General features: G+C 59.9%; 22 protein-coding genes and 1 pseudogene. 8 read left to right on the top strand and 15 right to left on the bottom strand.

What is annotated here, in order from left to right:
- Positions 1-2: 2 nt before the first annotated feature.
- The 14 genes from ABID37_RS24760 to ABID37_RS24695 form a co-directional block, all read right to left on the bottom strand.
- Entirely contained in the window at positions 3-1,232 is a 1,230-nt protein-coding gene (locus ABID37_RS24760) for a CobW family GTP-binding protein (RefSeq protein ID WP_354199644.1), read from the bottom strand.
- Between the two features lie 4 nt (positions 1,233-1,236).
- Positions 1,237-2,565, bottom strand: coding sequence for a metal-dependent hydrolase family protein (locus ABID37_RS24755; RefSeq protein WP_354199643.1), 1,329 nt, complete (start codon positions 2,563-2,565; stop codon positions 1,237-1,239).
- Between the two features lie 329 nt (positions 2,566-2,894).
- Positions 2,895-4,109, bottom strand: a complete 1,215-nt coding sequence (locus ABID37_RS24750) for an acyl-CoA dehydrogenase family protein (protein ID WP_354199642.1) — start codon at positions 4,107-4,109, stop codon at positions 2,895-2,897.
- Positions 4,106-5,563: an MmgE/PrpD family protein gene (locus ABID37_RS24745; protein ID WP_354199641.1), complete on the bottom strand. Its 1,458-nt coding sequence runs from the start codon at positions 5,561-5,563 to the stop codon at positions 4,106-4,108. The genes ABID37_RS24750 and ABID37_RS24745 overlap by 4 nt, the downstream gene beginning before the upstream one ends.
- 21 nt (positions 5,564-5,584) lie before the next feature.
- A complete protein-coding gene (locus ABID37_RS24740; protein WP_354199640.1) occupies positions 5,585-6,427 on the bottom strand; it encodes an SDR family oxidoreductase in 843 nt (280 codons plus the stop codon).
- Entirely contained in the window at positions 6,363-6,983 is a 621-nt protein-coding gene (locus ABID37_RS24735) for a flavin reductase family protein (RefSeq protein ID WP_354199639.1), read from the bottom strand. Before ABID37_RS24735 ends, ABID37_RS24740 begins: the two co-directional genes overlap by 65 nt.
- A gap of 47 nt (positions 6,984-7,030) precedes the next feature.
- Positions 7,031-7,984, bottom strand: coding sequence for a Bug family tripartite tricarboxylate transporter substrate binding protein (locus tag ABID37_RS24730; RefSeq protein ID WP_354199638.1), 954 nt, complete (start codon positions 7,982-7,984; stop codon positions 7,031-7,033).
- Positions 7,985-8,068: 84 nt separating this feature from the next.
- The gene (locus ABID37_RS24725) at positions 8,069-9,574 is read right to left on the bottom strand and encodes a tripartite tricarboxylate transporter permease (protein WP_354199637.1); all 1,506 of its coding nucleotides are present in this window, start codon (positions 9,572-9,574) and stop codon (positions 8,069-8,071) included.
- Between the two features lie 20 nt (positions 9,575-9,594).
- Positions 9,595-10,050 carry a tripartite tricarboxylate transporter TctB family protein gene (locus tag ABID37_RS24720; protein WP_354199636.1) on the bottom strand — a complete coding sequence of 152 codons (456 nt, stop codon included), beginning with the start codon at positions 10,048-10,050 and terminating at the stop codon, positions 9,595-9,597.
- Positions 10,051-10,064: 14 nt separating this feature from the next.
- On the bottom strand, positions 10,065-11,465 hold the full coding sequence (locus ABID37_RS24715) for an MmgE/PrpD family protein (RefSeq protein ID WP_354199635.1): 1,401 nt from the start codon (positions 11,463-11,465) through the stop codon (positions 10,065-10,067).
- Positions 11,465-12,439 carry a hydroxymethylglutaryl-CoA lyase gene (locus tag ABID37_RS24710; protein WP_354199634.1) on the bottom strand — a complete coding sequence of 325 codons (975 nt, stop codon included), beginning with the start codon at positions 12,437-12,439 and terminating at the stop codon, positions 11,465-11,467. The genes ABID37_RS24715 and ABID37_RS24710 overlap by 1 nt, the downstream gene beginning before the upstream one ends.
- Before the next feature lie 11 nt (positions 12,440-12,450).
- The gene (locus ABID37_RS24705) at positions 12,451-12,945 is read right to left on the bottom strand and encodes a hotdog family protein (RefSeq protein ID WP_354199633.1); all 495 of its coding nucleotides are present in this window, start codon (positions 12,943-12,945) and stop codon (positions 12,451-12,453) included.
- Positions 12,942-13,481, bottom strand: a complete 540-nt coding sequence (locus tag ABID37_RS24700; RefSeq protein WP_354199632.1) for an FAS1-like dehydratase domain-containing protein — start codon at positions 13,479-13,481, stop codon at positions 12,942-12,944. Before ABID37_RS24700 ends, ABID37_RS24705 begins: the two co-directional genes overlap by 4 nt.
- On the bottom strand, positions 13,478-14,692 hold the full coding sequence (locus ABID37_RS24695) for a CaiB/BaiF CoA transferase family protein (protein WP_354199631.1): 1,215 nt from the start codon (positions 14,690-14,692) through the stop codon (positions 13,478-13,480). Before ABID37_RS24695 ends, ABID37_RS24700 begins: the two co-directional genes overlap by 4 nt.
- A gap of 241 nt (positions 14,693-14,933) precedes the next feature.
- Between ABID37_RS24695 and ABID37_RS24690 the strand changes: the two genes are divergently transcribed.
- The 8 genes from ABID37_RS24690 to ABID37_RS24660 all read left to right on the top strand — a co-directional run bounded on the left by ABID37_RS24690 (position 14,934) and on the right by ABID37_RS24660 (position 19,958).
- Positions 14,934-15,815 (top strand): polysaccharide deacetylase family protein, encoded by an 882-nt coding sequence (locus tag ABID37_RS24690; RefSeq protein WP_354199630.1) that lies wholly within the window; start codon positions 14,934-14,936, stop codon positions 15,813-15,815.
- Positions 15,816-15,828: 13 nt separating this feature from the next.
- A complete protein-coding gene (locus tag ABID37_RS24685) occupies positions 15,829-16,608 on the top strand; it encodes an SDR family oxidoreductase (RefSeq protein WP_354199629.1) in 780 nt (259 codons plus the stop codon).
- A gap of 153 nt (positions 16,609-16,761) precedes the next feature.
- Complete coding sequence (locus ABID37_RS24680; protein ID WP_354199628.1) at positions 16,762-17,568, top strand: IclR family transcriptional regulator; 807 nt, start codon at positions 16,762-16,764, stop codon at positions 17,566-17,568.
- A gap of 250 nt (positions 17,569-17,818) precedes the next feature.
- A complete protein-coding gene (locus ABID37_RS24675; RefSeq protein ID WP_354199627.1) occupies positions 17,819-18,604 on the top strand; it encodes an HpcH/HpaI aldolase family protein in 786 nt (261 codons plus the stop codon).
- A gap of 67 nt (positions 18,605-18,671) precedes the next feature.
- Complete coding sequence (gene tnpB / locus ABID37_RS24670) at positions 18,672-18,773, top strand: IS66 family insertion sequence element accessory protein TnpB (protein WP_354199626.1); 102 nt, start codon at positions 18,672-18,674, stop codon at positions 18,771-18,773.
- A gap of 152 nt (positions 18,774-18,925) precedes the next feature.
- Positions 18,926-19,057 (top strand): hypothetical protein, encoded by a 132-nt coding sequence (locus ABID37_RS24665; protein WP_354199625.1) that lies wholly within the window; start codon positions 18,926-18,928, stop codon positions 19,055-19,057.
- Positions 19,018-19,185, top strand: a complete 168-nt coding sequence (locus ABID37_RS26275; RefSeq protein ID WP_435521634.1) for a DUF2026 family protein — start codon at positions 19,018-19,020, stop codon at positions 19,183-19,185. Before ABID37_RS24665 ends, ABID37_RS26275 begins: the two co-directional genes overlap by 40 nt.
- Before the next feature lie 203 nt (positions 19,186-19,388).
- Positions 19,389-19,958 (top strand): hypothetical protein, encoded by a 570-nt coding sequence (locus ABID37_RS24660; RefSeq protein ID WP_354199624.1) that lies wholly within the window; start codon positions 19,389-19,391, stop codon positions 19,956-19,958.
- A 99-nt stretch (positions 19,959-20,057) separates the two neighbouring features.
- On the opposite strand, the pseudogene ABID37_RS24655 reads toward ABID37_RS24660, so the two are convergent.
- A pseudogene (locus tag ABID37_RS24655) lies at positions 20,058-20,557 on the bottom strand (IS110 family transposase); the annotation flags it as partial.
- Positions 20,558-20,632: the final 75 nt, after the last annotated feature.

The following is a 20,632-nucleotide window of genomic DNA, read 5'->3' as shown; positions in this document are numbered from 1 at the left end:
GATCAAAGAGCGGCGGTCATCGCCTTGGCGAAACGCTCATAGCCCTGCGGATCGAGCATGAAACCGGTATCCTTGCCAGAATGAAGGCTGAGGGCAGAAAATGTGGCTTCAATCTCGTCGCGGCCAATGCCGCGCGTGATGAAGACGAAACGCGAGCGCCGCTCATTATCGGGCCATTCCTTCAGCTCGACGGGTGGATGGAACAGATGTTGCACCGCCTGGATGACGACGGGAAGGCCCTCGACATTGATCAGGCCTTTGATCCGAAGCATATCCGGTCCGCGCAACCGTGCGATCGCGTCCATCCATACTTGAAGTCCGTCCGGAGTGACCGGCCCCTCATAGAACATCGAATAAGACTGGATGTCGTGCGAATGAGCAGCGCCGAAATGCCGATGATCATGTCCGCATCCGGCATGTGAATCACGGCCGTGGTGATCATGATCACTATGACAGTCACACTCGTAGGGATGGCCGCAGGCTTTCTCACCTTCCTCCAGACGCAACCACTCGGCCACCTTTTCAGGACTATCGGTTCGACCGTCGGGATGAACATTGAAGAGAAGTTGCGGCTCGATCTTGCCGTGCTCGACATTATGCAGCGTCGCCATCGGATTGAGCCGTGCAATCCGTCGGCATAACTTCTTTACGATTCCGTCTTCGGCAATGTCGTTCTTCGTCAGAAGAATTCGATCGGCGACGATAATCTGGCGGACGGCTTCGGGATGCTCGTCCATCTGGGCGAGGCTCTGCACCGAGTCGACTACCGTGAGCACCCCGTCGAGAACGTAGCGGCGGGAGATATCCTCGTCGGATGTCACGGTCAGCATGATCGACGTCGGGTCGGCGAGGCCCGAGGTCTCGATGACGACCTTGTCGAAGGGCGGAACATTCGCGCTTGCTCGCTCGCGCCACATCAACGCCAGCGTGTCGGCGAGCTCGCCTCTTACCGCACAGCACAGACACCCGTTGCTCAGCACCACCATGTCTTCCTTGGGCTTGGTGACAAGCAATTGATCGATGCCGATCTCTCCGAACTCGTTGATGATGATCGCCGCCCTGGCCATGGACTGATCCCGCACAAGGCGCGACAAAAGCGTCGTCTTCCCGCTGCCGAGAAAACCGGTAAGAAGCGTGACAGGGACCGGAGCCTCAGCCGAATTGTCGGTCGTCGCGTCGGTGAATACCTCGCGAGCGGACGGAATTTCCGTCTTTCCCTTATGCAACGTCATGGTCTCAGTCCACGATTTTCCATTGCTTCTGTTCGCTGTGGATGACGTACTTCTTGTCCTTCGATATCTTGTCTACGAAGGCCGTGCCGTCCTTCATCACGAGCTTGATGTTGTCCTTTTTCTGCAAGACCGTGATGTCCTTCGAGGGATCCCCGTCGACAACGATGATGTCGGCGAGCTTGCCGGGCTCGATCGTGCCGATATGGCGGCCGAGCTTGATAGCTTCGGCCGCCGTCTTGGTGGCCGTCGTGATGGCCTCGAGCGGTGTCATGCCGAGCTTGACGTAGATCTCCAGTTCCCCTGCGTTCTCGCCCATATGCGGATCGACACCGAGGTCGGTGCCCATGGCGAGCGTGATGCCCGCTTGATGCATTTTCTGGAAGGACTCGAAAGTGTAGGGCTGGATCTTCTTCATTTTGGTCAGGATGAATTCGGGCGTACCGTGCTGGCGTCGCACTTCGATCGCGTGGTCGGTGCGATGCGACAGCGTGGGAACTACCGGGATCCCGGCGTCGCGTATCATCTTGATGGTGTCGTCGTCGGTGAAGACGATGTGTTCGATGGTGTCAACCTTGGCGCGGACGGCCATCCGATGCGATTCCGAGGTGAAACAGTGGACGGCCGTATGCTTGTGGAAGGCGTGGCTCTCATCGACCACGGCGTCCAGCTCTTCCTGGGTCATGTTGCGAACGTCAGGCTCTTCCTTGTCGGTACCGCCACCGCCCGACGCGGCCGTCTTGATGCAGTCCACGCCATGCCGCAGTTGCTGACGCGCCAGCTTGCGAAGCTCCCAAGGGCCGTCCGCGACCAGATCGGTCATGTAGTCGCGATAGGCCGCCCGCGGTAACGTCAGGTCGAGGTGGCCGTTTGAGATCGATGCGCGGCCGCAGACCACAAGGCGGGGACCGGTCAGAACACCGTTGTTGATAGCGTCGCGTAGCGCCACCATGGCCGCAGTGTTCTGTCCTCGGGTCGTCATGCGCCCGAGGTCGCGCAGCGTCGTGAAACCCATCTCGAAGCAAAGCTGGGCATGGAACAGCGTGTAGTAGCTCTGCAATTCCGGCGACACTTCAAAAATCGAAACGCGATAGTTCTTGAACGTAGCCGGATTGAAAGCTGCGATATGAACATGTGTATCGATAAGGCCCGGAAGGATGGAATAGTTGCCGGCGTCGATCACCTGCATGTCGGGGGTCGCCGGGAGCGAAGCGGCAGTCCCCACGGACTTGATCTTGTCGTCTTCAATAACGACCGCGGCGTCCTGGACCGGCGCACCGCCATGGCCGTCGATCAACCGCGCACCTTTCAAATATTTGGTATTCTTCGACACCATCTGGTCCCCTCCGTTGATGTACCAATGAGCCTACCGCAGCGCCATTCTACTATTTTATATGCAAAACTATGTTTCTAATGCAAAACTAAAGGACGCTTCCTACCTTGTCAAATCGGAATTGCCCTTCGTCGAAATCGGATCTGATCGAATGCAGGATTGTTCGATTGCATCGCGTGGATGGGAGATCCCATCGAGCACGGAAAAGGCACCGCATCGCAACCCATTCAACCAACTGGCGATGTCCGATGACATACACGCCCTGACACGGTGGTGTATGTTCTGCGGTGGTCAGGGAGGCTTTGCGTCAGGTGTGGCGCGGCTGCTTGCGACTAGTCTTGCAGGATACTTCGTGCAATCAGCATACGCTGGATTTCGCTCGTCCCGCCGCCTATCTGGAAGTGTCTGATGTAACGGAAGAAAAGCGTCAGCGGCAATTCGAGCGACTCGCCCATGGCGCCATGGATCTGGATCGCGTGGTCGAGGCAGCGCGTTCCCCAGTCAGCCGCGCACATTTTAACGAGAGCTGCCTCCGAGCGCACATCCTCGCCTGCGTCCGCGCGCGCCGCGGTCTGGTATATCAGTGCGCGCAGCGATGAGATGTCCACGAACATGTCGACGAGCTTCCACTGGATCGCCTGTCTATCCGAAATCGGCCTGCCGAAGGTCACCCGCTGCTTGGACCATTCCACCGACATGTCGAGGGCTCGCTGCATCTTGCCGAGCGAATAGGGCCCGCGCATCAGCCGGTCGTGGATAGTCAGCCACTTCTGACCGAGATTGAACCCTTTGCCGACCTCGCCAAGAACAGCATCGTTCTTGACCCGGCAACCATCGAAGTGAACCACATAGGTGGACGGTGTCGCGCCGAGCCAGGTGGAAATGCCTGGCGTTTCGATGCGCAGGCCGGGATTGTCGCGGTCGACCAGAAACATGGTGATCCCGCCGCGCTGCCTCAACTGAGGATCGGTGACCGCTTGCACCAGAAGGAAATCGGCCTCGTCGGCTCCGGAAATCCACATCTTGGTTCCATTGAGTTCCCAGCCGTCATCCGTCAACACCGCGCTCGTCTTCATCATGCCGCCGGGATCGGAGCCCGCATCGGGCTCCGTCTGCGCAAAGCAATGGATCTTCTCGCCCTCGATGACGGGTTTCAGATAGCGTTCGACCTGCGCACCCCGGCATTCGTAAAGGATGTTCGGCACATTCACGAAGGGGAATGGCACAGCCGTGTACATGAACTCTTCAACGATGGCCATCTTCGCCAGCGTGCTGAGTTGGCTGCCGCCGAATTCAGGCGGCACCATCAGGTGCCATAAGCCGGTCGAGCGGGAGGTCCCCACCAGCCTGTCCACGACTTCCGGCTTGAAGACCCGCCGCAGGTTCGTCATCGGTTGAAGGCCGTATCCGGCTCCCTTGTGGGCCAGATATTCGCGTTCGAGCGGCAATAGCTGTTCGGCTACGATCCGTCTGGCGACATCCCGGAACTCAACGATTTCGGCGGGTAACCCGTAGGAGCCATCTTTGACGCGCGCTGCATAGCTCATGTGACGTCCTCCTCAGCCGCCCGCATCCTGGCGTTGACACCATCAGGCTGCCTGATCAGATCGATCAGTGAATGGATCCGCGATACCGTTTCCAGCCTGGACAACAGGTCGATCGAGCCGTCGATAGCCTCATCCGACAGGACCAGTTCCGCGCAGCGCCGATATTTCTCGGACAGATGCTCCCATGTGGGCGGAGTGGTCGGCTCCCACGGACCCCTGTTTTCCTGCTGCACCAGTTCCAGTCCGGACTTGAGGTGTACATGCACCCGGCAGCCGTGCGGCGCATGCGGCGGCAGATAGCCGTGCCGCGCGAAATCCTCCGATATCTGCATCGTGACCTTCTTCATCAGCGCGATAACCTGCGGATCGCCGACTTTCTCGTCCGTGACATTTGCCAGCGTCACACGCCCCTCGATCAACGCCAGAGCCACACAAAAAGGCAGGCTGTACTTGGCTTCCAGCTTGGTTGTCGCCACGCCGAACTTCAGGTAGTCGGCAACTGCGGGCGCTACATTGCAAACAATATGATCGATGTCGTCCAGCCCGAACTTGTATTGGGCTCTCAGCTTGAGGGCCGCGTTGATGCCCGGATGAGAGCGGGTGCAGGTCGGGTAAGCCTTGTAGGTCATGCCGGGATTCGTGAATTCGTAGGGATCGCCGAGATTGTCTAGAATGCCGGCACCGCTGGCACCGTCACCGAAGGTCAAGAGGAAACCGTCTCGCGCCTCGATGACGGCGGTTGAACCGGTGAAGCCCATTTTGGCCAGCAACGCCGCTTCGAGCCCATCCCGCGCCGCCCTGCCTGCGCCGAATGCCTTGCTCATCGTTCCGTTTCCGGCACGCATTCCGCTTGCCATAACGCCGGCAATGCCCAGCGCGTTCGCCATCTTGTCGGTGTCGAGCTTCAACAATCGTCCACAGGCGGCGGCGACGCCGAACGTGTTGAGCACAGCCAGGGGATGCCACCCCTTGATCTGTAGCTGCGGCTTCACGCCAACGCCGATCTTGTCCGCGACTTCCACGCCGATCAGGTGAGCGAGGATCACGTCCGCCCCGCTCGCGTCCCGTTCTTCGGCGAGCGCCAGCACCGCGGCGCACACGGAGCCGGAAGGGTGGTTCATGTTGTCCACCACGATATCGCTGAAGCCCAGCACATCGGCCGCCGTTCCGTTGACAAGCGCGGCAAGCGGTGCGGCCACCTTCTGCCCCTGCCCGATCAAGCTGGCTTTTCCGATACCGTAGGAGCAGGCATAGCGGGCAAGCAGACGCGGCGCAGGCTCGCCGCAGCCGCCCAGCATCACCCCGATCGTGTCGAGGAGCGATCGCTTGGAACCTTCGATCACGTCCCCGGGCACACGTTCCAGGCTGGCGTTCGCGGCAAACTCGGCAAGGCTCCGGGTAATTCCGGGAAGCTGGGCCGGCACATGTTTCGTCACCTCTTCCGCAAGGGCCATCGTCAATCTCCAGAGTTGCTTTCACCAGGCGGTGACGCCCCCGTCCACGGTCAGAATTGCGCCGGTGACGAAATCCGAAGCGTCGGAAGCCAGAAAGACCACCGGGCCTTTCAGGTCATGGCCGCTCCCCGGTCTCCCGAGAGGGATTTCGCCCAGAATCAGGTCTTTGCGCGCTTCGAAGCGATCCCGGTTGCGGCTTGCGAGGAAGAAGCCGGGGGCGATCGCATTGACGTTGATCCGATGGCGGGCCCACTTGACCGCCAGATCCCGGGTCATGTTCACCACCGCGCCCTTGCTGGTGTTATAGGCAAGGGAATTATGGATTTCCGGACGCTTGCCGAGCAGGCCCGAAACGGAAGCGATGTTGATGATCTTGCCCTTGCCCTGGGCGATCATCATCCGGCCGAAGTGCTGGGAACAGAGAAATGTCCCTGTCACGTTGACATCAAGCACCTGTCGCCAGCGGTCGAGCGGCATCTCCTCGGGCAGCGTAAACCAGGCCCTGCCGGCATTGTTGACCAGTACATCGACACGGCCGAACCTCGCGGCGGCGGCTTGCCGCAGTTCGTCGATGTCTTCAGGTATGCCGATATCGCAGCGTACCGGCAGCACATCGACGCCGATCTTGTCGAGTTCGTGCGCGGCGTCTTCGCAGGCACCAAGTTTCCTTCCGCAGATGACCAGCGACGAGCCGGCCTCCGCCAGGGCGGTTGCCATCTGCAAGCCCAGGCCGGCAGAACCGCCCGTAACGACGCTGACGCGCCCGTCGAGCGAAAGAAGCTCCTGGACGGTCGCCATTTCAACCGCCTCCACCGCCCGACAGGTATGGCCTGACCAGCGTGAAAGTTTCGCCGAGCCGGGCATACAGCGAACCAGACAAGCGGCCGATCGCCTGCAATTGCTTGAAATCGACATGATAGCGTTCGTTGATGATGCCGTCCTGGAAATGGAACCAGACCACCTCGCCTATGATGATGTGATGGCGGCTGCCGATGTCGATGATATTCAAGGTCCGGCATTCAAACAGCGCGCGGGCTTCGCGGATGCGCGGCGGCGAAACCTTGAACGCAGGCTCCGTCGAGAAGCCCGCCTGTTCCAACTCGTTCACATCTGACGGAAAATCGGTCGCGCAGACGTTCATCCGGTCGGCCATCGTTTCATCGACAATGTGAACCACAAATTCCGGATTGTGCCTCAAGTTCCGGATCGTGTCCTTTTCCGAGCCGTCATCCTGGTCGCCGACGCAGAGATAGACCATCGGAGGTGCCGTGCCCGCGATATTGAAGAGGCTGAATGGCGCCGCGTTCGGTCCGCATTTCCCCAATGTCGTCACAAGAGCGATCGGACGCGGCACGATAGCGCCGGTCATCAGCTTGTACTGCTCCCTCTCGGAAAGGGAATTCGGATCGAGTTCCATCATGGCTCCCCTGATTGCGGATTCGGACCACTTATCGACGGCAAGCAGAGCTATTGCGGGGTCGCCTCCAGCGTGATCCTGGCCTTCTGCGCGGTTTCCTTGGTCTGTTGGATGAACGTGGCCAGCAACTCGGCGAGCCCTTCCGGCGTGGTTGGCTCCGCATCGAAAGCCTGCTTTTCCAGATCGGCCACCACCTGCTCGTCCGAAAGCGCTGCCTTGAATGCTCCGTTCAGGCGATCGACGACCTCCTTTGGCGTCCCCTTGGGCGCAAACGCCGCATACCAGGTCACGGCTTCATAGCCCGGAACGGTCTCTGCGACAGGCGGCAGGTCGGGCATCACGGCAGCCGGTCTCGACGATGTCACCGCGATCGGGCGCAGCCTTTTGGCCGTGATCAGGGGCAACGCCGGCGAGGCACCGGCGAACATGACGTCGATACGACCGGCAGCGAGGTCGAGCAGGGCCGGCTGCGTTCCCTTGTAGGGGATATGCAGGATATCGGTATCCGTCATTGTCTTGAACAATTCGGTGCCAAAATGGGTGCCGGTTCCCACACCGCCGGAGGCATAGCTCAGCTTTCCGGGCGCAGCCTTGGCCGCATCGATGAGATCCTGAATCGACATGATCTCACTGCTCGCGGGAACGACGACGATGTTCGGAGTCGCGGCGACCTCCGTCACAGGCTCGAAATTGAGCGGATCGAAGTCAAATTTGTCGGTCAGGGCCACGTTGTTGAAGTAGCTGTTGGAAAGAAGAAGGATCGTATAGCCGTCCTTCGGTGCCTCATGCACCACGCCCGCAGCAATGATGCCGGATGCGCCCGGGCGATTTTCAACGACCACCTGTACTCCCAGATCCTTCTCCAGGCCCCGCGCGACGGAGCGGGCCAGAATATCCGAGGCGCCACCGGCTCCGAACCCGAGAACCCAGCGGATCGGCTTGTTCGGGAAATCGGCCGCCGATGCAACGGATACGGGGAACGTCAGAATTGCCGTAAACAGCAAGGCCTTGCATACATGTTTCAACGATCTAAGCATGACATTTCCTCCCTGGTGGTAAGCCCCACGGGCTTCTGATTGTTGTGTGCGTCAGTCTTCCTCCAGCGCCGCCTCGTCGCGGATATGCCGCAGGTTCGGTATCGCGATCATCAGGATCAGCAAGGCGGCCACAGCCAGAAATGCCGCGCTCAGGGGCTGCGTGAAAAAAATCGATGGATCGCCGCGGGAGATCAGCATCGCTCGCCGAAGATGCTCTTCGATCAATGGACCGAGGATGAACCCGAGGATCAACGGCGGCAGTTCACAGCCGAGCTTGTGGAGCACATAGCCCGCGATCCCGAAGCCAGCCGCCAGCATGACGTCGAGGTGATTGTTGTTGATGCTGTAGATGCCGACGACCGCCACCAGAAGGATCAGCGGATACAGCAGGCGATAAGGCACCTGAAGAAGCTTCACCCAAACACCGATCAGCGGCAGATTGAGGATCACGAGAAACAGGTTGCCGACCCACATGCTTACTATGAGTCCCCAGAACAGGTCGGGGTTGGTGACCATGACCATCGGCCCCGGCGTGATGCCGACGATCGTCATGGCGCCCAGCATGACCGCCATCGTGGCCGTCCCCGGAATGCCCAGGGTGAGCAGCGGGATGATCGACGTCTGCGCCGCTGCATTGTTCGCCGATTCCGGTGCGGCCACGCCCTCTATGGCGCCATGACCGAAATTATGCGGTTCATGCGAAAGCTTCTTCTCCAGCGTATAAGCGGCAAACGAACTGATCGTCGCGCCGGCACCGGGAATGGTGCCGAAAAGAGAGCCGAGAGCCGTGCCGCGCAAGATGGGTTTCCAGCTTCGCTTCCAATCGTCACGCGAGGGAAGAAGGTCATGGATGCGGGTGGAATAGGTCTCGCGCTTCTCGCTCTTTTCAAGGTTGCGCATCACCTCGGAGAAACCAAACAGACCAAGCGCCGCGACAGCGAAATCAACACCATCCGTCAAGGCGATCTCGCCAAAGGTGAAGCGGGCTATGCCTGAATTGGAATCGGTGCCGACGATACCGAGGACCAGCCCGATCAAGACCATCGCTATCGCCTTGATCAGCGACCCGTGGGCGAGCACCACTGCCGCCACCAGACCCAGAAGCATTAGAGAGAAATACTCTGGCGAGCCGAAATCGAGTGCGAACTCTCCAAGTGGAGGTGCAAAAATGGCGATGACGAATGTGGCGAAGGTCCCCGCGATGAAAGAACCGAAGGCGGCGATCCCCAAGGCCGCTCCAGCGCGGCCCTGCTTTGCCATTTCGTGCCCGTCTATACAGGTGATGACCGATGCCGATTCACCTGGAATGTTGACAAGGATCGCTGTCGTGGACCCGCCGTATTGCGACCCGTAGTAGATGCCCACTAGCATGATGAGAGCCGGTACTGGCGGCAGATAGTAGGTCATCGGCAACAGAATGCTGATCGTCGCAACCGGACCGAGTCCGGGTAATACGCCAATGAGAGTGCCGAGTGTCACCCCGATCAGACAGTACAGTAGCGTCACGGGATCCAGGATGACCCCAAAGCCGTAGAAAAGGTTATGAAGGAGTTCCATGTCCTATGTCCTCCCGGCCGTCAACGAGGAAAGATCGGGAATGGGATGTTGAAGCCGTAGGCGAAAACGATCGACACCACGGTCGCGGACAGGATGCTCAGGACGGCGATCTCAACGAAACGTTGTGAATCCAGCCCCCCTATTCGTGCGAGGACGATCAATATGATTGTCGAAACGACTAGGCCCAGCCTGTCTACTTGCCAGCCGAATATGAAAATTCCCAGGGTGACGAAGAACAGGGGACGCAGATGTATCCGGGCCATTTCCTGCTGGCCGCGTTTGATAAAATCTCTGCCGACGGTCAGGGCACCGAGAATTATTATCAGGTAGCCGACGAGCTTGGGAAAAAGCCCGGGGCCCATCGAAGCCGCGGTCCCGGTGGAATAGGGTGCCGAGAGATACAGCGTCAGGCAGCCGAAGGCGATGAAGAACACTCCGGCGAGAAAGTCCTGACTCCGAAAAAATCCGTTAAGCATATCCTCTCACTCCATCATTTACTCGCGGCCTGATATCGCTGCGATGGAATCGAAGAAGCGGCGATCGCTGACAAATCAGCTGCGGAACCCAGTCTAGGAAGCGACTGCAATTGCTCGAAAAGATTCTTTCGGGTGCTGGCCGTGAATGCGTTTCGAGTGCAGTCTTCAAACTTGGCGCGCAGTTCTGCTGCGCTCATGGGCATGTTGGCGTGTCCCTTGCACCGCCTTATCTGCGGGCTCTCGAAACATTCCCCGGTCCGCATGCGGACACGGACTTGATCGTATGGAGCGTAGTTTGAAAAGGCCGGGTCGACCTCCGTTATCGTTTCATATGTGATCTTGGATGTCAGGTCCTCGATCAAGCCGCTGCCGATCAGGTCATCCCGCAGTTCGGCAATGCCGACATTACCTGCGACCAGCGCCGCCGCGGTGCAGAATCCCGCGCTGAACTTCGCTTCCAGAGGCGTGGAGGGCCGATCAATGCGCAACATGCGCTTTTGGATGTCGCCGAGATGAATATGGATGCTCTCTATTTCGGCCAGCCTGGCTTGCAGCGCCGGTCGCATCTCGATGATGGCATCGATCACGCGGTGGATCGCATAGCAAACCGGGTAGCGCTTGATACTTATGCCATGCTCCAATATCCGCCAGCGGCTTCCCAGTTCATCCGCCGGCTCGCTCAGGCCCTGCGGCTCCGCGCCGTAGGCAGCCAGGAACCCTGCCGGGTTTTCCAGTGCATCCGATGATGCCGTCATGCCGCGGGCTGCCAGTCGTGCACAGATCAGGCCGGCGGCGGCCGCCGACCCGACGTGAAACGGCTTGGTATCGCTTCCGAAATTGACCGTGAGGCCCGATGCCTGGGAGGCCGCCATGGCAACCGCGCTTGCAGCCCGTTCAGCCGTCAGATTCCGGAGATTGGCACAGGCGGCAGCGACGGCGAGCGTGCCGAAGATCGCCGTCGGATGATAGCCCTTCGTGTGAAGCGGTTTCGGCAACCGACGCCCGAGTTCCGCCCATGTTTCATAGCCCGCCACATAGGCCGCAATCATTGCAGGGCCATCGGCATCGATTCCTTCCGCTTCTGCGAGAATGGCCGGAACCAGGACCGCACTCGGATGTCCGCGCAGCGCGACATCGTCATAGTCCAGCACATGCGCGGCCGTTCCGTTTATCAACGCCGCCGTCGCCGGGTCGGCATGGAGCCCGGAAAGCAGAACCGAGGAGCGACCGTCTCCCGCCTTTGCCAGAAACTCTTCCCTGACCGCACATAGCGACGGCTCATCGCGCCCTGCCAGCATTACACCTATGCAATCGGTGAATGCGGTTACGACGGTGTCCGAAGCGCCTCCCGGAAGCCGATCCGGGCTCAGTTCCGCAATGAAGTTCCCTATCTGGCGCGTGAGCCCGGTTTCCATCAGCCCCCCGCCACCGCCTTGCGCGCCTGGCGCAGTGCCGAGAGCTTGCCGCCCTGCATCAAATGTCCTGGCAAAGAGTGGCCGACGATATCGCGCGCAAGGTGTGCGGCCTCGATCAAAGCCCCGAGATCCACCCCCGTCTCGATGCCCATTTCCTCACACATGAAGACGAGGTCTTCGGTGCAGACGTTTCCGGATGCACCGGGATGAGCGGCGAATGGACAGCCGCCCAGTCCGGCCACGGAGGCGTCGAATGAGTCCACCCCCATTTCCAGTCCGGCATAGGCATTGGCGATGCCCATGCCGCGCGTATCGTGCAAATGGAGATTGATTCTCGCATCCGGGTATCTGTCCCGCACGGCGCCGACCACGCGCTTGATCGATCGGGGCGTGGCCCAGCCCATCGTATCCGCCAGGGCGATTTCATCAATCTGGAAGGCATTTTCTGCGGCGACGGCAAATATAAGATCGACCATCCGCAGGACGGTCGCCGGCGCTATGTCACCCTCGAAGTTGCAGCCGAACGCCGCCATGACGCTGCCGCGATCGACCGGAACGCCGGCATTGCGATATGCGTCCGCTACATGCCGCTGATAGGCTTCGTTCTGCGCGAGGTTCCGATTCTGATTGCGTCGCAGAAATGCTTCCGACGCGCAGGTCTGGAGCGTCCCCCTTACCGCCAGCCGGGCACGATGGACGAGCGCACGCTCGAATCCCTGGAGATTGAGCCACAGCGCATAATAATCGACGCCTTCGGCCTTCCTGAACGTCCGCACGACATCGTCGGCATCGGCCATGCCCGGCACACGCCTGGGATTGACGAAGGACACGATCTGGATTTTGCGCAGGCCGGTTCCGGACAGCGCATCGATCAGCGCCACTTTCCGCTCAGTCGGGATGGCAGCGGATTCGATCTGGAAACCCTCACGCGGGCCCTCCTCTTTGATCGATATGCGGTTTGGCAGATCGGACATGGGTTCCGAGCCTAAAGATCGATGTCTGGTGGTGTGAATGGATAGGGCACTCCGGCCGCCTCGCGATCACGATAGGGCAGCGCGACTACCGCCCTGCCCGGCGTCGTTTCCACATCTTCGTCGTTCAATATACCGATATCGAGCGCTACGAGGCCGTAGTCGCCAAGCTCGCGCTTCTGCGCCGGATTCGACCATACACGCAGCGTCTCGCCAACCAGATTCATGCCTCTGAACTGGAATCGCGCCTTCCATACCCAACCACGCACGCCTGCGGACCGGCGCAGCGCCTGCATGATGAACTGCTGCTTGAGCGTGCCGTTTACCAGCAGATCGGGAAGGTGATCATGCTGGATCGCGAACGGGCGATCGTAGTGGATGCGATGCCAGTTCTCGATCGCGGCCGACCAGCGCATCAGGATCGGCGCGGTCAATGGCCCGAACGTGAGATCGGGTAGCGGGTTTCCCTCCTGAACATCCTCGAAGAACAGCTGTTCGGTCACCATCATATCCGCCGCCGAATTTGTGTTTTTCTGACACGTATCAACGGCGTTCCGGCCTGATTCACATAATCCGTGACGATCTCGACGAACAGAATGGGACCGGACTTGCCGGCTTTCTCATAGATATTCTCGTAGCGGGAGCGCGCCTTGACCTGCTCGCCGTGCCTCACATACGAAAAAATCTCGACTTCCGTTCCGCCGTTCAGAAGCGACGTGGGCGGCAGCGGCAGCGGTGGCAGGCCCTGGGTTGCCGAGCCGACCAGGCCATCGAAATCGGGATCGAGCGCACGTTCCAGCAGAATATCTTCGCTGCCGAAGTCACGCCGAAACATGCTGGCCGGAAACAGCGCGGGCGCGACCGGCCCACCGTGGCGCCCGGCAGCGGCAATATCGTGGAACAGGGGATCATCGTCCAGCGAAGCCTGGACAAAACGGCGGACCGCGCCCCGCTCGACGACATCGCAGGCGATTTCCTCGGTCGATTGCACGCCAACAAACGCCTTCACCTCGGGCGTCAGAAGGCTGTTCTCCATCGTGCTCATGCGCGCGCCATAGCGGAATACATCGCGATGATCCCGTCCTGTTCGAGTTCGTTCATCGTCGCCTCTTCTATCCCCAGGCCAGACAGCACCTCATGAGTATGCTCCCCCAGCATGGGAGGCGGCATGCGGATCGCGGCTGGCGTGTGCGAGAGCTTCACAGCGGGGCCGGGCATCCTGACCTCGCCGTAAGCGGGATGGCGCAGTGTCGCGATCAAGTCCCGCGCCAGAACTTGCGGGTCGCATGCCACCCGGTCCACGCTGTTGACGCGAGTCACCGGCACCCCCTCGGCCTTCAATCGTGCCTCCCAAACTGCGACAGGCCGGGTGCGAAAGATCTCGGCCAACCGCGCTACCAGTTCATCCCGGTTGGCCAAGCGCACTTTTGCATCGGCATAGCGCGGGTCGTCGCCCCATTCGGGCTTGCCTACCGCGCGCGCCACACCGCGCCACATGCGTTCGGTGAAAGAAGCGACCACCATCCAGTCGTCACTGGCTTTGAAGGCCTGGTAAGGAACCATGCCCGGACCGGAAGAACCACGCCGGACGGGTGCAGCGCCCGTTGAAAAGAAGGAGGTAAAGTGATTGGCCAGCATGGCTACCTGACCCTCCAGCAGAGACGCGTCCACCAATTGGCCAGTACCTGTTTCGGATCGAGCGACAAGCGCGGTCAGGATACCGATCGTCGCGAACATTCCGGCACCGATGTCGGCCACGGAAATTCCCATTCTCACAGGCCCACGATCGGCCTCGCCGGTGAGGCTCATGCCGCCCGAATAGGCCTGGATCGCCAGATCATTGGCGCGTTCGCCGGCAAGCGGCCCACTCGCGCCGTATCCTGTAATCCTGCAGTAGATCAGCCGCGGATTGTCCTTGCGCAGCGCCTCGTAGTCCAGGCCGATCCGCTCAAGGGCGCCCAACCTGAAATTGTCTATGATAACGTCGGCCTGTTGCGCCATCCGCCGCAGAATGACGATACCGGCTTCGCTTTTCAGATCGATGCAGACGCTCTTCTTGTTGCGATTGGCCGCAGCGAAATAGTGAGAAAGCTTTCCATCGAAAAACGGGGGCCATGCCCTGCTTTCGTCGCCGAATCCCGGGCGCTCGACCTTTATAACTTCAGCTCCGAAGTCGGCCAGAAGCATGCCGCAAAACGGGCCGGCCATTGCCACGCTGAATTCGAGAACCTTGATGCCGTTCAGCGCCGCTTTCATGTGACCGCAGCCTCATGACGATCCACTGCAACTACGGTTGCAGCGATGTACGCATTGTCGTCGAAGAGCCTCAAAAGCAAACCTCTCTCCTCCCCAGGCGAGGCCGGCGTCCAGCTAGCGTGCTTCCCCAGCAGTTGACAACAACGCTAGTGTTGTTCCATAGGTAAGTCAATAGTTCATATATAAAATTCTCAAGCAAAAAACGGCTGCTGAAAACTGGTAGGTTTTGGATGGAGGAACAATGCACGCTCTCGATATCCACGCCGGAGGAACAGAAGCGCTATTGCCGCCCGGTTTCAGGTGGCGGGACCAGAAGCGTATCGCGGTATTTTTCCGCGTGTCGTTCGAATGGTGGTCCGATGATCATTGGCCCGGCATCGGCCCGATGGGCAATCCCCTCAAGCCGGGCGTGCCCGATCTCAACGCAGTCGGCTGGGCTGAATACGGCCACCGCCGGGGCATCTTCAAGATCCTGGACATGTTCGACCGCCAAAGCGTCAAGGCGACAATCAATGTCAGCGGCATCATGGCCGAGCGATATCCGGAGATCGTTCGCCAGATTTCCGAAGCCGGTCACGATATCGTGGCACATTCATATACAATGGACCAGATACCGGCCTACCTGACGGAAGAGGAAGAGCGGGAGGTTATCGAACGAACCGCCGGCATCATCGAGAAGTCCACAGGGCGGCGCCCGCAAGGCTGGATCAGTCCGCGCAGCACGCCAAGCTTGAGAACCCCCCGGTTGCTGGCCGAAGCCGGCTTCGCGTGGCACGGCGACACGCTGAATGACGACCTTCCCTATCTGGTAAAGTTTAGGGAAGGCTCGATCATCGCCTTCCCGAACAACACGGAGGTAAATGATCTGCCGCTCTACATGCGGCACGGAAATTCGCCGCGCGTGATGGTGGAGATATTCCAGGACTGGCTGGAAAGTGCCAGGCAGCCGGAGGCGGGTCTGGTGCGCATGGACCCGGCAATTCATGCCCATGTATTTGGCCGCCAGCCGGGCCTTTCCATGTATGAACGCATTGTCGAAATTTGCAGGGATTCCGATGACATCTGGATAGGGACGCGATCCGAAGCGGTCTCCGACATCCGTGCGGCCATGGGCGTCGAATAGCGAAGGCAAGGCTATGGATCTTGGAATCGACGGCCGCAGAGCACTCGTTTGCGCATCGTCCGCAGGCTTGGGTAAGGCATGCGCAGTCGCGCTCGCGAGAGAGGGCTGCGACGTAACGATCAACGGGCGCAGCGAAGAGCGGCTTCGCAAGGCCCGGGAAGACATCCTTTTGAAGACCGGGCGAACGGTTCGCACCATCGTCGCCGATCTCAATGTCGAAACAGAAAGAACCGCTCTGATGGCCGCATGCTCCGACCTCGACATTCTGGTCAACAACAACAAAGGGCCTGAGCCGGGCAGCTACACAGGCTGGAGCCGCGACGATTGGCTGGCGGCCGTCGAGGCCAACATGCTGGCGCCGATCTTCCTGATCAGACAGTGCCTGCCCGGCATGCGGGATCGCAAATTCGGCCGCATAGTCAACATCACGTCGGCAAGGGTCAAGACACCAACGGCGCGAATGGCGATCTCATCGGCCCCGAGAGCCGCGTTGACCGCGTTCAGCAAGGCCGTTTCCGTGGAAGCCATCGCCGACAATGTCACGCTCAACAATCTTCTGCCGGAACGGATCGACACGGACAGGCAACACTACATGGCCCAAAGGATGGTGGAAGAACGCGGTGGCTCGCTGGCAGAGGCCAGACAAAGGATCGGGGCATCGGTTCCGGCAAAACGTATGGGAACTCCGGAAGAATTTGGCGATGCCTGCGCATATCTGTGTAGCAGGCAGGCGGGCTTCATTACCGGTCAGAACATTCACGTTGACGGAGGCAGCTACGCTGGTCTGATCTGATCTGGCCAATGTTGAAGACGGCAATCGCGGCTGGCAAGCGCCGCCGCACCGATCACGGACCGGAGAGCCAGGCATGCAAAAAGTGGTAGGCACTGTCAGCCGGATATACTTAGTAGACGCTGGGTATCACGGTTTGCAGAAGAAAGGCGATGAATGGTGAAAGACGAACCCGACGATGATCTGGAATCCGATCGTTACATCGTGCCTGCGTTGAAGCGCGGCCTCGATATCCTGCGCCTTTTCACCCAGGAGAGAACCGAAATCACCATAGCGGACATGGCTCGCGAGATCGGTGTCGCACGCTCGTCCACCTTCCGTCTCGCTTATACGCTGGAAGCTCTGGGATTCCTGGAGCGGAAACCCGACCGGACCAGCTTCCGGCTCGGCAGCGGCATCCTGAGCGCCGGCTTTGTCTATCTCTCGTCACTTGAGATCACGCAAGTGGCCTTTCAACCTCTTGAACGCTTGCGTGGGCTGACCGGACTTTCGGCTCATTTGGCGATCCGCGACGGCCGGGACATCGTTCACCTCTTGCGTGTGGGCAGCCTGGAAGGGCTTACGAGCAACGTCAAGATCGGAGAGCGCAGGCCCGCCCACGCGACGCCAATGGGACGCGTCCTGCTTTGCGAACTGGATGACGCCGCGCTGGACAAGCTGTATTCCTCAGCAAAACTGGAACGCACAACTCCCGCCACACCAGCGAGTTTGGCCGAACTCAAGGCACAGCTGAGAACCGACAGGCAACTCGGTTACGTCGTCAGCCACGGTACCTATTCGCCGGGCGGATGTTCAGTGGCGGCGCCAATACGTGATCGGAGCGGCAAGATCGTCGCGGCGATAAACGTCGTCGGTCAACGCAATAGTGAGATCGACAAGCTGCTCGAAACCACCATCGCCGACGAGGTTCTGGCCGCTGCGGCGGAGATATCGCTGCGGATGGGTTTCGATCCCAAAGACTGAGCAACTGCAAGAAAGTTACGGCCTGGCAAAATGACAATTCAAGCGAGAGGGGGGAACGATCACGCGAAAACGACGCCGTGCCTTCCTGTTCGCTCATCACGGTGCGTCGGACGATTTCGAGGTATTCCCGTTCTTTGGGTCGCTCGGCTGGCAGATGTTCAGCGGCCTTGCCCGGATGCTGGATCATGCTTTCGGCTTGGGCCGCATGGCTCGATTGCGGCCCAGTTCATTTGAATGAGGAGACATCCGGATGGACCTTCCCGACAATTCGTTCAAAGCGGCGTTGAGCCGCGGCGAACTCCAGCTCGGACTTTGGAGTTCCCTTTGCAGCAACATCGCTGCGGAAGTCGTCGCATATAGCGGCTTTGACTGGATACTGGTCGATACTGAGCATTCGCCGAACGAGCCACCGGCGGTGCTTGGGCAATTGCAAGCCATGCAAGCCGGCACCGCAGCGCCGATCGTCCGTCCAGCCTGGAACGATCCGGTGCTGATCAAGCGCCTGCTCGATATAGGTGCCACAGGAATACTCGTCCCATTTGTCCAGAATGCGGAGGAAGCAGCCAGGGCCGTAGCCGCCTGCAGGTATCCGCCTACTGGCATTCGGGGCATCACGGCGTCGGGCCGCGCCAGTCGGTACGGCCGCATAAACGGCTATCTGGAAAAGGCCGGTTCCGAGATTTGCGTGCTCGTTCAGATCGAGACTGCAGCCGCTCTCGAGCAATTGGAAGCCATTGCGCAAGTTGATGGTGTCGATGGCATTTTCATCGGCCCGTCGGACCTTTCGGCCTCGCTAGGCTATATAGGCAAGCCAGGACATCCCGAGGTCCAGGCAGCGATACGGTCCGCCGCCGAGCGCCTGGCTGCGCTCGGCAAACCCGGTGGCATCCTGACCTCCTCCGAGGCAGAGGCGCGCAGATATATCGAATGGGGTTTCCGGTTCGTCGCCGTGGGGACAGACTTGGGCCTGCTCGCAAGGGGGGCCGACACGCTTGTTCGTTCATTCAAACAATCACAGCCAAGTGCTTCCGGCTGATCGTGGCGGAGGCCAGGGGAGTATCGTCGGAGGCACTGCGGCGCGTGCTGGAAGTGCTCGGGTCCCGATGATCCCGGTTCCGAGCAGCGTGCGGGTGTGGCTGGCGACCGGCCACACCGACATGAGGAAGGGCTTTCTGGGCCTGGCGCTGGTCGTGCAGGAACGCTGAAGCGTGATCCACACAATGGTCACCCTGTTTGTCTGCCGCGGCCGTAGCGGCAATCTGATCAAGGTTCTGTGGCACCACGGTCAGGGGGCGCCTGCCTGTTCTCGAAGAAGCTCGAGCGCGGCCGCTTCATCTGACCGTCGCGGGCCGACGGCGTGGTCACGATCACACCAGCGCAGTTCGGCTATCTGCTTGAAGGCATCGACCGGCGCATGCCGCAGAAGACCTGGCGGCCGACGGCGACCGTTTGGACGATTTCCTCGCCAAACGGTTTAACCGAGATCTGATCAAGATTGCGATGGCCTGGTACGGAGAACGGCGCGCGAAACAGGTGTCAACGTTTGCGATGCACGACGAGAGAGGCCATGTAACCCGGCTGTCACTTGAGACGACGGTCGCCACGGGCTCGTGGTAATCGGCGCAGTGTCGGACCGAAGCATGAACCGCTATGTTGGTGTGCGCCCCAAGCGCCTCCGTCCACCGTCCCGGGACTGAGGACGAAGCTGAACGCGGTTGCGCTACTTGCGCCGCCCGGACCAACCCGTCTTGCAGCCGTGCTCGTTGACAGAAAGGGCTGCGAAGTGCTTAGTGTCCTCTGTCCGAGGACACTAAGCACTTATGATGAAAGGCCAGGATATTGTCGTCCTGCTCAAGCTGGCAAGCTTGGACGACGACATAAAGGATAGCGGTCATGACTTTCCATCGACCGGGTTGGCTGCGGGCGTGGATCCCTATTCCGTGCGCGCTCTCGGGGCAGCACTCAGAATCAGCAAAACGGAGATCAGTGCTTCGCTTAAGCGCAGTATCGCGTCGGGCCTCGCGATCAAGGACAGGAAGACGGGGCGGCCCAAACCGAGTCGGCACCATCTGCGGGAGTTCATCATACACGGTCTGAAATTCGTCTTTCCGGCGAAACCTGGCGCCATGCAGAGCGGGTTACCGACGGCATGCGCCGCCCCCGTGCTGCGTGAATCCCTGCACAGCGCCGGCAGTCTCATCTACATTTGGCCCTACGCGCCCGCAAAAGAAATGGGTCAATCGGTCGATCCGCTGTTTAAAAGCGTACCGGAGGCCTGCGAGACAGATAGCCGGCTCTACGCCTATCTCGCCCTCGTCGACGCAATTCGCATCGGCAATCAGCGCGAAAGCATGCACGCCGCTGACCTGCTCGCACAGAGGCTGGGATGACAGTTCAGGGTCAGTTGAAGGCAATGTTGAAGGACGTCGCCGAGACGCTCGGCGATGAGCTACGCGCGCGCCTGGTCTTCGTCGGCGGCTGCACGACGGCACACGATTCTCGAATGTACGAACCATTCCCTTACCGGCCATCGGGCCGAATGTTTTTAGCGTGCTTCGGATCCGATTGGAGAGATCGATAGATACACCCATCAGCTGCGCACGAGCCCCGACGAGATGGCGAACGGCGTGAGCGGCGAAACTCTTGACACGTGCCTCGCGATACCAGCCGGTGCGCAACAGCTGCGCCAAGGTCTCGGCATCTCGGGCATCTGTTTTGTTTCGCTGCAAGGCTGTAGCAGCACGAGCATGGCGCGCGTCCAAGCATACGATGGGAAGGCCGAGAGCTTTGCAAGTACGACAGAGCCAAGGCGTCAGGTCCAGTTTCCAATCCAGCGCGAACCGGATCGGGGGCATGGCGGCGAAGCGTAGTGGTCAGCACTTCGGGATCGCTTGCCCGCTTGCCGCGCCAGACCGTGGCGCCCGTTTTCGTCAATGATGTGGATGGCTGTTTCGCTGTTCGAAACGTCAAGTGCAGCGTAATGGGGCATGCTATTCCTCCGTCTTAAAAGTTGACGCAGTCATCTGACCGCATCGTGCCCCCTTCGTCAGCCTCAATGAAATTC

It is taken from the genome of Aquamicrobium terrae (assembly GCF_040545735.1).
In the GTDB taxonomy this organism is placed as follows: domain Bacteria; phylum Pseudomonadota; class Alphaproteobacteria; order Rhizobiales; family Rhizobiaceae; genus Mesorhizobium; species Mesorhizobium terrae_A.
This window is presented reverse-complemented; position numbering and strand designations above follow the sequence as displayed.